The following is a 13,081-nucleotide window of genomic DNA, read 5'->3' on the forward strand; positions in this document are numbered from 1 at the left end:
AATTCACAGCAAGACAATTCGCATCGGAGCACTGCCATGACGGGTAGCAAGGACTATGTGGTCGCCGACATCTCTCTTGCCGGCTGGGGCCGCAAGGAACTCGATATCGCCGAAACCGAAATGCCGGGCCTGATGGCCTGCCGCGAGGAATTCGGCGCCAAGAAGCCGCTCAAGGGCGCGCGCATCACCGGCTCGCTGCACATGACGATCCAGACGGCGGTACTGATCGAGACGCTGAAGGCGCTCGGCGCCGACATCCGCTGGGCTTCCTGCAACATCTTCTCGACCCAGGACCACGCCGCCGCGGCCATCGCCGAGACTGGCATTCCGGTCTTCGCCGTCAAGGGCGAGAGCCTCGAACAGTACTGGGATTACACCGACAGGATCTTCCAGTGGGCCGATGGCGGCCTCTCCAACATGATCCTCGATGATGGCGGCGACGCCACCATGTACATCCTGATCGGCGCCCGCGCCGAGGCCGGCGAGGACGTGCTGTCCAATCCGCAGAGCGAGGAAGAGGAATATTTCTACGCCCAGGTCAAGAAGCGCCTGAAGGCTTCGCCGGGTTTCTTCACCAAGCAGAAGGAAGCGATCCGCGGCGTCACCGAAGAGACGACGACCGGCGTCAACCGGCTCTACCAGTTGCAGAAGAAGGGCCTGCTGCCCTTCCCGGCCATCAACGTCAACGATTCGGTCACCAAGTCGAAATTCGACAACAAATATGGCTGCAAGGAATCGCTGGTCGACGGTATCCGCCGCGGCACCGACACGATGATGGCCGGCAAGGTCGCGGTCGTCTGCGGTTATGGCGACGTCGGCAAGGGTTCGTCCGCCTCGCTCAAGGGCGCGGGCGCCCGCGTCAAGGTCACCGAGGTCGATCCGATCTGCGCACTGCAGGCGGCGATGGACGGCTTTGAAGTGGTCACGCTGGAAGATGCGGCGCCGACCGCCGACATCGTCATCACCACCACCGGCAACAAGGATGTGGTTACCCTCGACCACATGCGCTCGATGAAGGACATGGTGATCGTCGGCAACATCGGCCATTTCGACAACGAGATCCAGGTTGCGTCGCTGCGCAATCTGAAGTGGACCAACGTCAAGCCGCAGGTCGACATGATCACCTTCCCGGACGGCAAGCGCATGATCCTCCTGTCGGAAGGCCGCCTGCTCAATCTCGGCAACGCCACCGGCCACCCGAGCTTCGTCATGTCGGCCTCCTTCACCAACCAGGTGCTGGCGCAGATCGAGTTGTTCACCAAGGGCGAGCAGTACCAGAACCAGGTCTATGTGCTGCCCAAGCATCTCGACGAGAAGGTCGCACGCCTGCATCTCGACAAGCTCGGCGCCCGCCTGACCGAGCTGTCGGGCGAGCAGGCCGCCTATATCGGCGTCACGCCGCAGGGGCCGTTCAAGCCGGAACACTACCGCTATTAACCAAAGCCGAATTTGCTACAAGATATTGATGCCGGGCGATTGACTTTTCGCCCGGCATTATTTTTGCGCCGAATGATTCTTCACGCCGATTCCAGCAGGCGCTATTGTTGTGATTCGCGGGTCCAGGGGCGAGGACCGGCGCACGCGTCAGGGCGGTCTTGCATTCAGGCGGCGAAGAGGACCAAGACATGCCGGGGGAAAACCCGCTTCACGCCGGACAGGCCGTTTCCGGCGGCCATCAGGATTCGGAGACCACTGGCTCGCGGCGCCCTTCGTGGCGTGGCCGCGCGGGGCTGCTGCTTGCCGGCTCCACACTTGCCGGTCCGCTGCTTGGTGGGGTTGCATGCGCCCAAGGCGCCGAAGTGGCGGCCAGCCTTTCGGTCAGCACGATCGAGGTCATGCAGCTAGCCGTCTTTGCCGGAGTGATGGGAGCGGCATTCCTGTCGGCCATCGTTCTCATTCGCGAACGCGCGCGCACCTCGGCGGAAAATGTCGAGCTGAGAAGCCGCGTCGCCGATATCAGCGCGGCGTTGCGACGTTCGGAAGCGCTGCTCAATCTGCGCGACCAGCGTGTGGTGGTCTGGGCCTCGGAAAACAAGAAACCCGAGCTCATCGGCACATTGCCGACCGAAAGCGGAGCGCCGGAGGAACGGGCCGCATTCCTAGCCTTTGGGCGCTGGCTGATGCCGCGCTCGGCGGCGGCACTCGAACATGCCGTGACGGGTTTGCGGGAAAAAGGCAGGGCGTTCGACCTGGTGGTGGAATCGCAGGCCGGCGCTCCGTTGGAAGTGCATGGCCGAAAGAGCGCGGCCCATGTGCTGGTGCGGTTTGTCTCGCTGTCCGAGACACAGCGCAGCCAGGCCCGGCTCAAGATCGACAACCAGCGGCTGGCCGCCGACCATGACACGATGATCGGCCTGCTCGAGGCGCTGAAGATGCCGGCATGGCTGCGTGACGAGCATGGCCGGCTGAAATGGGTCAACCGGGCCTATGCCGACGCGGTCGAAGCCGAGAACGCTGAAGCCGCCGTGCGTGACGCCCAGGAATTCCTCGGCGGCCAGGCCCGCGAGGCCATCGCCGCCCAGCACAAATCGCATCCGGTGTTCGAGCAATCGCTTTCGACGGTGATCGAAGGCGACCGCCGCGTGTTTGCCGTGACCGACTTTGCCGGCGCCGACGGTTCGGCCGGCCTTGCCTGCGACACCAGCGCCATCGAGGTCATCCGCGGCGAATATGAGCGGACCGTGCGCAGCCATGCCGATACGCTCGATCAGCTCAACACGGCAGTCGCCATCTTCGACACGAACGAGAAGCTGCGCTTCTTCAACCAGGCTTTCCAGAAACTGTGGGGGCTCGACAGCGGCTTCCTGCACAGCGCGCCCGACAACGCCCTTTTGCTCGACCGGCTGCGCAGCGAAGGCAAGATCGCCGAACAGCCGGAATGGCGCCGCTGGAAGGAAGGCCTGCTCGGCGCCTATCGAGCGGTCGAATCGCAGGAACACTGGTGGCACCTGCCGGACGGCAAGACCATCCGCGTCGTCGCCAACCCGCAACCCAAGGGCGGCGTCACCTGGGTGTTCGAGAACCTGACTGAGAAAATGGATCTCGAAAGCCGCTACCGCACCGCGGTCCGGGTCCAGGGCGAAACGCTCGACAATCTGGCCGAAGGCGTGGCGGTGTTCGGCCCCGACGGCCGGCTGCGGCTGTCGAACCCGGCCTTTGCCACGCTGTGGGGGTTGGGCACGGAAGTCGCCAAGCCCAATGTGCACGTATCGACCATACGCGAGCTCTCAGATCGGCAGGCGGTCGAGAGCCCCTGGCCCGGCTTTGTCGCCGCCATCACCGGCTTCGACGACGAGCGCCGCGAGCGCCACGGCCAGACCGAGCTCAACAATGGCACCGTGCTGCGCTACGCCGTGATTCCGCTGCCCAACGGGCAGGTGATGATGACCTTCGTCGACGTCACGGACAGCGTTCATGTCGAACGTGCGCTCAAGGACAGGAACGAGGCGCTGGAGAAATCGGACCAGCTCAAGAACGACTTCGTCCAGCATGTGTCCTACGAACTGCGTTCGCCGCTGACCAACATCATCGGCTTCACCGAGCTGCTGTCGCTGCCGGCGACCGGCCCGCTGACGCAGAAGCAGCGCGAGTATGTCGAACATGTCGGCTCGTCCTCCTCGGTGCTGCTGACCATCGTCAACGACATACTCGACCTGGCGACCGTCGATGCCGGCATCATGCAGCTCGACATTTCCGAGGTGCATGTCGACCGCACCATCGCGGCTGCCGCCGAGCTTGTCGCCGACCGGCTGGAGGAGCATTCGATCCGGCTCGCGGTCGATGCCGCCGCCGCGCCGAAGACGTTCCATGGCGACGAAACGCGCATCCGCCAGATCCTCTACAATCTGCTCAGCAACGCCGCCAACTACGCGCCGGAGGCCAGCACCATCCGGCTGGCCTGCCGTCAGTTGGCGGACGGGGTCGAGTTCTCGGTTCACGACGACGGGCCTGGCATGCCGCCCGATGTGCTCGATTCGGTGTTCCGCCGCTTCGAACCGCGCGCCAATGGCGGCCGCCGGCGCGGCGCCGGCCTCGGCCTGTCGATCGTCAAGAGCTTTGTCGAACTGCATGGCGGCGCCGTTCGCATCGAAACCGGCAAGGACAAGGGCACGACCGTCATCTGCACCTTTCCCGACATGCCGGGTATCCGCGCAGCGGCCGAGTAGCGCGCTCGATGACGGAACCGGTGCTGGAGCGTTTGCTCGCCGACGAGACCCAGACAGCCCGGCTGGGCGAGGATCTGGCGTTGGCGCTGCGCGTGGGCGACGTGCTGGCGCTCAAGGGCGATCTCGGCGCCGGCAAGTCGACGCTGGCAAGGGCACTGATCCGGGCGCTGGCCGACGACGCCGGTCTCGAAGTGCCGAGCCCGACCTTCACGCTGGTACAGAGCTACGATACCCGCGTGCCGGTTCACCATTTCGATCTCTACCGCCTGTCCTCGGCGACCGAGCTCGACGAACTCGGCTTCGAGGAGTCGCTGGCGCAAGGTGCCGCCCTGATCGAATGGCCTGAACGGGCTGACGGCTACCTGCCCAAGGCGACGGTGCTGATCGAACTCGTCCAGCATGGCGAGGGCCGGCTGGCCCGATTGTCGGGGCAAGGCGCTACCTTCGACCGTATGGCGCGCTCGCTGGCCATGCGCGGCTTTCTGGAGAGCACCGGCTGGGGGCAAGCGCGGCGCCGGCACTTCATCGGCGATGCCTCGGCCCGCTCCTACGAGATCGTAACGCTTGCCGGCGAGGCGCCGCGCGTGCTGATGAACTCGCCGCGGCTGGTACTCGGCCCGCCCGTGCGCGACGGCAAACCCTATGCCGTGATCGCCCATACGGCGCAGTCGGTGTCCGCCTTCGTCGCCATCGACCGTGCGCTGCTGGCCGCCGGGGTCGCGGTGCCCAGGATCGACGCGCAGGATCTCGACCAGGGTTTCCTGCTGCTCGAGCATCTGGGCTCGGAAGGTTTCCTCGACGGCAACGGCGAGCCGGTCGCCGAACGGTACGAGGCGGCGGCCGAACTGCTTGCCATGATGCACGGCAAGGCCTGGCCTCACCGCATGGAGGCGGCTCCCGGCGTCGTTCATGACGTGCCGCCCTTCGATCGCGACGCCATGCTGATCGAGGCCGACCTGCTGATCGACTGGTACGTGCCGGCGATATCGGGCGAGCCGGCAAGCGAGGCGCTGCGTTCCGGCTACCACAAGATATGGAATGCGCTTCTCGACGGGCTGCAAGGCAGCGAATACACGCTGATGCTGCGCGACTTCCACTCGCCTAACATCATCTGGCGCGGCGAGCGGTCCGGCCTCGACCGGCTCGGCATCGTCGACGTCCAGGACGCGCTGATCGGGCCTTGCGCCTATGACGTCGCCTCGCTCGCCATGGACGCTCGCGTCACAATGGCACCCGAGATCGAGAAGCGGACGCTCGACGCCTATGTCGCCGCGCGTCATGCAGCAGGCGGCTTCGACGAAGAAAGCTTCCTCGAAGCCTATGCAATCATGGCCGCGCAGCGCAATTCCAAGATTCTGGGTATTTTCGTGCGCCTCGAAAAACGTGACGGCAAACCCTATTATCTCAGGCACCTGCCGCGCATCCGCGATTATCTCAGGCGGGCGCTGTCGCATCCCGCGCTCGCCGACCTGCGGGATTTCTATAGCGCGCACGGGCTGCTGGAGGAACGAGCGCTGTGACAATGAAACCGGACACCGCCATCGTCCTGGCCGCCGGGCTCGGCAAGCGCATGCGGCCGATCACCGACACCATCCCCAAGCCGCTGGTCCGCATCGCCGGCAAGACGCTGCTCGACTGGGGCCTCGACAGCCTGGCGGCGGCCGGCGTCGGCAAGGCGGTGGTCAATGTCCATTACCTTCCCGAACAGATCGTCGCTCATGTGGCCGCGCGCCGCGCGCCGCGCGTCGTCATTTCCGATGAGAGCGACCGGCTGCTCGATTCCGCCGGCGGCATCGTCAAGGCGCTGCCGGAGCTCGGCCAGGAGCCGTTCTACATCCTCAACGCCGATACATTCTGGATCGACCACGGCCCGCTCAATCTCGGGCGGCTTGCCCTTGCATGGGACGCCGCGAAAATGGATATTCTGCTGATGCTGGCGGATCTCCATCAGGCGACAGGGCACTGTGGCAGCACCGATTTCCTGGTGGCGCCGGATGGTGCCCTGCGGCGTTCGAAAGGCGATCCCGCTGGCCTGATCTATGCCGGCGCCGCGATCATCCATCCGCGCCTGTTCAAAAACGCACCCGCCGAACCGCATTCGCTCAATGCCTATTTCGACAAGGCGATTGCCGGCGGCCGCCTGTTCGGCATGCCGATGCATGGCCACTGGATAACCGTCGGCACGCCCGATGCCATTCCGCTCGCCGAAGACGCAGTGGCCGGCGCACTCATCGGATCGCAATGAGCGGCTCAAGCCGCGTTTTCTCCATTCCCTCCGGAGCGCCGTTTCTGCCGACGCTGGCCGAGGCGCTGCTTGACGGCCGCCTTGTCCCCGGCTTTCGGTTCGACGGTGACCCCCTCGCTTTGGCCGATGTTACCATCTATGTGCCGACGCGCCGGGCCGCTCGTGCCTTGCGCGGCGTCTTCGTCGACAGCCTGAAGGCGCGTGGCGGCGGCGGTTCGGCGATCCTGCCGGTGATCCGGCCGCTCGGCGAATTCGACGAGGATGAGGCCGCATTCGAGGCCGATCCAACGGCGGCAATCGATCTCGCGCCCGCGATCCCCGCCACCGAGAGACTGTTGCTGCTGACGCCGCTGGTGCGGGCGTGGAAACGCCGGTTGCCCGCCCATGTCGCGGCCCTCTTCGCCGAGGAGATCGTCGTCCCGGCCTCCACCGCCGACGCGATCTGGCTGGCGCGCGATCTGGCCGGGCTGATGGACGAGATCGAGACGGAAGGCACCGATTGGGCCAAACTTGCCGGGCTCGTCAGTGGCAACCTTGCCGGATGGTGGCAGGTCACGCTCGAATTCCTCGGCATCGTCACCGATGCCTGGCCGAAATTCCTCGCAGAGAGCGACCGCTCCAACCCAGCCGCGCATCGCAGCGCCCTGATCCGTGCCGAGGCGGCGCGGCTACGGCGCAATCCACCCGCCGGGCCGGTCATAGCCGCGGGGTCCACCGGCTCCATACCCGCCACGGCGGAACTGCTTGCGACCATCGCCGGCCTGTCCGGCGGTGCCATCGTGCTGCCCGGGCTGGACAAGATGCTCGACGAAGCCTCCTTCCAGGCGCTCGTCGCTCCCGGTGCACGTCCAGCCGTGCTGGGCCATCCGCAATACGGCCTGGCAAAGCTGATCGGCAAGGTCGGCGTGCTGCGCGGCGATGTCGAGGAGATCGGTGCGGCCGAGCCGAAGCTCGCGCGCCGCGCCGCCCTTGTCGGCGAGGCGCTGCGGCCGGCCGAGACCACGGAATTATGGGCGGAAACACGAAACGGGTTTTCAGCGTCCGATATCGCCGGCGCTTTCGCCGACGTGACGCTGCTGGAGGCAGCAAGCGAGCGCGACGAAGCCGTCGCGATCGCCGTCGCGCTCAAGCAGGCAGTGGAAGAACCCGGCCAAAGGGCCGCTCTCGTGACCGGCGACCGCGCGCTGGCACGCCGCGTCTCGGTCGAGCTCAAGCGCTTCGGTGTCGTTGCCGACGATTCCGGCGGCACGCCGCTGTCCAACACGCCGGCGGCCAGCCTGCTCAGGCTGGCGCTCGAAGCGGTGTTCCGGCCGGGCGATCCGGTCGGCCTGTTGGCGCTGCTCAAGCATCCCCTGCTTGGCCTGGGTCTGGAACGGGTCAACGTGCGCCACGCGGCGGAATTGGTCGAACTGGTGGCGCTGCGCGGCGGCACCGGCCGCCCCGACATCGCTTCGCTGCCGGATCTTTTCGAGGCCCGCCTCACCGGGCTAGGCGACGGCAGCCGGCCGCCGTTCTGGTTTGCCCGCCTGACCGTGCGCTCCATTGAGGTTGCGCGGACCCTTCTCGCACGCCTGGCTGACGCGCTGGCGCCGCTTTCGGCCTTTCGCGGCCAGGCGGAGGCCGGCCTTGCCGAGCTGGTCGAAGCCAGCGTCGTTGCCCTGGAAAATCTCGGCCGTTCCGCCGACGGTGGTCTTGGCGAACTCTACGCCGGCGATGCCGGCGAAAAACTCGCCGAACTGCTGCGCGGGCTGGTCGCGGCTTCGGCGCCGCTGTCGTTCGCGGCAATCGAATGGCCCGATGTGATGGAGGCGCTGATCGCGCCCGAGACCATCAAGCCAGCGCAAGGCACCGACAGGAACATCGCCATCTGGGGCGCCCTGGAGGCGCGGCTGCAGGATGTCGACACGCTGGTAATTGGCGGGCTCAACGAAGGGGTCTGGCCGCGCAAGCCGGAGAGCGACCGCTTCATGTCGCGGCTGATGAAGACCGGCATCGACCTAGAACCGCCGGAGCGGCGCATCGGGCTTGCCGCGCATGATTTCCAGATGGCCATGGGCGCGAGACATGTGGTGCTGGCCCGCTCGGCGCGTGCCGGCGACGCGCCCGCCGTGCCGTCGCGCTGGTTGCAGCGGCTGCTCACCTTCATCGGCAACGATCAGGCGGCGGCACCGCGCCGGCGCGGCGATGAGCTGCTCGCCTGGGCGCGCGCGCTCGACACGGGGCCGAAGCGGGATTTCGCGCCACGGCCGCAGCCGAAGCCACCGCTCTCGGTCCGCCCGACGCATTTCTCCGTCACCGAGATCGAGACGCTGCGCCGCGACCCCTACGCTGTCTATGCCCGGAGGATCCTTGGCCTGACGCCGCTCGATCCGCTCGTCCGCGATCCGGGTGCGGCGGAGCGCGGCACGCTGTTTCACGCCGTCCTGCATCTCTTTTCGTCCGAGGTGGCCGACCCGCGCGCGCCGGACGCATTGGCCGGGCTCATCGCCGCCGGCCGCGCCTGCTTTGCCGAGGCGGCGCTTCCGGCCGATGTCGAGGCGGTGTGGTGGCCGCGGTTCGAAAAGCTCGCCGCCAACATCATCGAATGGGAGCGAACGCGCGCCGACGCGGTCATCCAGCGGCATGCCGAGGAGCGCGCCGGCAAGACTGTGGTCGGACAGTCCGGCGTAACGCTGTCCGGCTATGCCGACCGTGTCGACCTGCTGGCCGGCGGCATGGCGGACATTTTGGACTACAAGACGGGCTCATCGCCTTCCAAGGCACAGGCCCATACGCTATTGGCGCCGCAACTGGCGTTGGAAGGGGCGCTGCTCAGGCGTGGCGCATTCAAGGATTTGGGCACGCGCGAACCGTCGCAACTGGCCTTCATCAGGTTGAAGCCGAATGGCGAGGTGTTCGAGGAGTCCATACTCGAACACAACCGCCAACCACGCACCGCCGCCGATCTTGCCGAAGAGGCCTGGGCGCGGCTGGAAAAACTGCTGATCCATTATGCCGACCCGGCGACCGGCTATCTGTCGCGCGCGCTGCCGTTTCGCGAAGGCGAAACCGATGGCGATTACGACCACCTCGCCCGCGTGCTCGAATGGTCCGCCGGCGGCGACGCCGGGGATGAGGGAGGGGAGGCATGAAGAAAGCCTATCCGATCCCGAGCGATACGGCTTCAAGCCAAGCCCGGGCCGCCGATCCCGGCAATTCGGCCTGGGTGTCGGCCAATGCGGGATCGGGCAAGACGCACGTGCTGGCCCAGCGCGTCATCCGGCTGCTGCTCAACGGCACCGATCCCTCGAAGATATTGTGCCTGACCTATACGCGCGCCGCGGCCGCCAACATGTCGAACCGGGTTTTCTCCACGCTGTCGGAATGGACATCGCTGGGTGATCTGGAGCTGGCCGCCAGAATAGAGGCGCTGGAAGGGCGCCGGGCCGATCGCGACACCATGCGCCGTGCCCGCCGCCTGTTCGCCGAGGCGCTGGAGACGCCTGGCGGGTTGAAAATCCAGACCATTCACGCCTTCTGCGAATCCGTCCTGCATCAGTTCCCCCTGGAAGCCAACATCCCCGCCCATTTCGAAATGCTCGACAGCCAGATGGAGGCCTCGCTTTTTGCCGCTGCGCGCCGCGAGATGATCTCCGCCGCCGGCGACAGGACTTTGGCGGAGGCCTTCGCCACTGTCCTGGAACGCGGCGGTGAAGCCGGTCTCGACGCCTTGCTTGGCGAGATCGTGCGCAAGCGTGACGGGTTGCGCCATTTCCTCGATGCTGTCGGGCGTGACGGCTTCCAGCCGCTGTTCGATGAATTCCATTTCCAGCCCGGCCAGACCGCCGAAGGCATAGCGGCATCTGTATGGCCGCTGCCTGGTTTCCTGCCGGACTATTTTGCCGGCTTTGCCCAGGCAGCCGAAGCCACCGACGCCAGGTCGGTGTTGAACAACATCCTGCCCTATGCGCGCCAGGCCTTCGCCGAGAGCGACCCTCTCCGCCGGCTGCAGTTGCTTGCAAGAGCCTTCCTCAAGACCGACGGCGATCCTTATGATCCGGCAAGGGCGTTCAAAAAGGCGCTCACCGACCGGCTGCCTGAGCTGGCCGAGCGCTATCTGTCGGCCGCCAGCGCCATCATGGAGACTGTCGACCGGCTGGCGCTATTCCGGATGCTGGAGGGCACCCGCGCGGCCCTGACCATCGCCGACTGGCTGATCGCACGCTACGAAGTGCTGAAGCGCGGCCGCGGCTTTCTCGATTTCAACGACCTGATCACCCGCACGGTGAATCTTTTGGCGCGGCCCGATGCCGGCCCATGGGTGCAATACAAGCTCGACCAGGGCATAGATCACATCCTGCTCGACGAGGCGCAGGACACCAGCCCGGATCAATGGGAGGTGGTGAAGCGGCTGGCGGAAGAATTCTTTGCCGGCTTCGGCGCCCGCGAGCGGGTCCACCGCACGGTCTTTGCCGTCGGCGACGAGAAGCAGTCGATCTACTCCTTCCAGGGTGCGGCACCCGACTCCTTCGCCGACAGCCGGTTGTTATTCGCCGGGCGTGTGCGCGATGCCGAAGCGTCCTTCGCCGACCTCAAGCTGACCTGGTCGTTCCGCTCCACGGACGATGTGCTGGCCGCCGTCGACCGGGTCTTTGCCGATCCCATCGTGCGGCGCGGCATCAGCCACGATCCCGATCCACTGAACCACAAGGCGATCCGCACCGATGCGCCAGGCTATGTCGAGGTCTGGCCGTCGATCGGTGCCGAGGCCGTCGACGAGCCCGACGACTGGGCGCAAGCGATCGACCATGCCCATGCGCCGGCGGTGCGGGTCGCCGAGAACGTCGCGGTCACCATTGCCGGCTGGATCGGCAAGGGCGAAATCATCGAGGGGCGTGGCAAGCGGCTGCGGCCGGGCGACGTGCTGGTGCTGGTGCGCAAGCGCGACAGCTTCGTCCACGCGCTGACCCGCGCGCTCAAGCGCCGCGACATCCCGGTTGCCGGCGCCGACCGGCTGAGCCTGTCGGGCCATATTGCCGTCAAGGACCTGATCGCGCTCGGCCACCTTTTGATCCAGCCGCAGGACGACTTGTCACTCGCCGCTCTGCTGCGCAGCCCGGTCTTCGACCTGCCGGAAGAGACACTGTTCACGTTCGCCGCGCAACGGCCGCCCGGCGTGTCGCTGGCGGCATCGCTGCGCCAGCATGCCGGCGAAAGCGAAACGCTCGCGGCGGTCGTCGCGCAACTCGACGGCTGGGCTGACGAGGCCGCCTTCAAGCCGGTGTTCGAATTCTATGCCGCCCTGCTGGCGCGCGATGGCGTACGCCGCAAGATGATCGCGCGGCTCGGGCCGGAAGCCGGCGATATTCTCGATGAGTTCCTGAGCTTCTGCCTTGCCGAAGAGCGGACCGGCCTGCCCGGGCTGGAAGCCTTCCTGTCGACACTGGAAAACGCCGGCCCCGAGATCAAGCGCGAGATGGACCAGACCCGCGACGAGGTCCGGGTCATGACCGTGCACGCGGCCAAGGGCCTGGAGGCGCCCGTGGTGTTCCTGGTCGACGGCGGTTCCGCCCCGTTCAGCGACCAGCATTTACCGCGCCTGATGCCTTTCGACGGCTCTGGCCGACATTGGGACGGCAGGGGCTATCTCTGGCGTTCGGCCAGCGACGTCGCCAACGGCTTCTCGAAGACGGCCGCCGCTCGCGCCCGCGAACTCGCCGACGACGAGTACCGCCGGCTGCTCTATGTCGGCATGACGCGCGCCGAGGACCGGCTTATCGTCTGCGGCTATCACGGCAAGCGGGCGCCGAACGCCGGCACATGGCATTCGATCGTCAGCCGCGCGCTGAGCGGCGCGCCCGAAAGCGAACAGCGTCCGCATCCTGCCGGCGGGGAGCCTGTCTACCGTTTCCACATCACCAAACTGCCGCCGGTTGCGCCAAGTCCGGGCGAACAGGCACGGCAGGCCGATGCTTTCGGACCCTTGCCGACGACCCTGTTCAGGCCCTTGCCGCCTTTCGAGGACCTGCCGCGTCCCCTGTCGCCGTCGGGCGCCTCGGCGCTGATCGAGGAAGGCAAGGAAGCGGTGGTCGACAAGGCGTCGCCGGTGCTGGACGCCGCTGCCGAGCCGGGTTTTGCCGTGCTGCGCGGGCTCGCCCTGCACAAACTGCTGCAGATGCTGCCCGGCATCGCCGAGGACGCACGGGTGGACGCTGCGAAGCGTTATCTCTCCCGAACGGGTGCGGCGTGGCCTGAGGCCGAGCGTGAAAAGGCCCTGGCATCGGTCATCGCCATCCTTGCCGACCCCGGCCTCGGTCAGCTGTTCGCGCCCTCCTCGCGCGCCGAGGTCGCGATCATGGGCAGCCTGGAGGTCAAGGGCAAGATCCGCTCCATTTCGGGCAAGATCGATCGGCTGGCGGTGACCCCGAACGCGGTCTCGATCGTCGACTACAAGAGCAACCGGCCCGCACCCGCCTCCCTGGCGGAAGTCCCGCCGGCCTATCTGCTTCAGCTCGCGCTCTATCGCGCCCTGCTGCAGCCGCTTTATCCCGGACGGGAGGTCAAGGCAGTCCTGCTGTTCACCGAAGCGCCAAGGCTGATCGAACTGCCGTCCCGGGCCTTGGACGACGCCCTTGCCCGACTCACGGGAGCGTGACACAAGAACTGCTTGAAGAAGGGCGCGACAACCACC

At 66.5% G+C, this 13,081-nt stretch carries 6 protein-coding genes; all 6 read left to right on the forward strand.

The window, feature by feature from the left end; all coding sequences use genetic code 11:
* The first annotated feature begins 36 nt into the window (after positions 1 to 36).
* Positions 37 to 1,437: an adenosylhomocysteinase gene (gene ahcY, locus FJ527_RS23660; protein WP_015314360.1), complete on the forward strand. Its 1,401-nt coding sequence runs from the start codon at positions 37 to 39 to the stop codon at positions 1,435 to 1,437.
* Between the two features lie 188 nt (positions 1,438 to 1,625).
* Positions 1,626 to 4,166, forward strand: a complete 2,541-nt coding sequence (locus FJ527_RS23665; RefSeq protein WP_140788548.1) for a PAS domain-containing sensor histidine kinase — start codon at positions 1,626 to 1,628, stop codon at positions 4,164 to 4,166.
* Between the two features lie 8 nt (positions 4,167 to 4,174).
* Positions 4,175 to 5,686, forward strand: coding sequence for a tRNA (adenosine(37)-N6)-threonylcarbamoyltransferase complex ATPase subunit type 1 TsaE (gene tsaE, locus FJ527_RS23670; protein ID WP_140824173.1), 1,512 nt, complete (start codon positions 4,175 to 4,177; stop codon positions 5,684 to 5,686).
* 2 nt (positions 5,687 to 5,688) lie between these two features.
* On the forward strand, positions 5,689 to 6,411 hold the full coding sequence (locus FJ527_RS23675) for a nucleotidyltransferase family protein (RefSeq protein WP_181166463.1): 723 nt from the start codon (positions 5,689 to 5,691) through the stop codon (positions 6,409 to 6,411).
* The gene (gene addB, locus FJ527_RS23680) at positions 6,408 to 9,542 is read left to right on the forward strand and encodes a double-strand break repair protein AddB (protein WP_140824175.1); all 3,135 of its coding nucleotides are present in this window, start codon (positions 6,408 to 6,410) and stop codon (positions 9,540 to 9,542) included. The genes FJ527_RS23675 and addB overlap by 4 nt, the downstream gene beginning before the upstream one ends.
* Complete coding sequence (gene addA / locus FJ527_RS23685; RefSeq protein WP_140824176.1) at positions 9,539 to 13,045, forward strand: double-strand break repair helicase AddA; 3,507 nt, start codon at positions 9,539 to 9,541, stop codon at positions 13,043 to 13,045. The genes addB and addA overlap by 4 nt, the downstream gene beginning before the upstream one ends.
* The last annotated feature ends 36 nt before the right edge of the window (positions 13,046 to 13,081 follow it).

This window comes from Mesorhizobium sp. B2-4-18 (assembly GCF_006441385.1).
GTDB lineage: Bacteria > Pseudomonadota > Alphaproteobacteria > Rhizobiales > Rhizobiaceae > Mesorhizobium > Mesorhizobium australicum.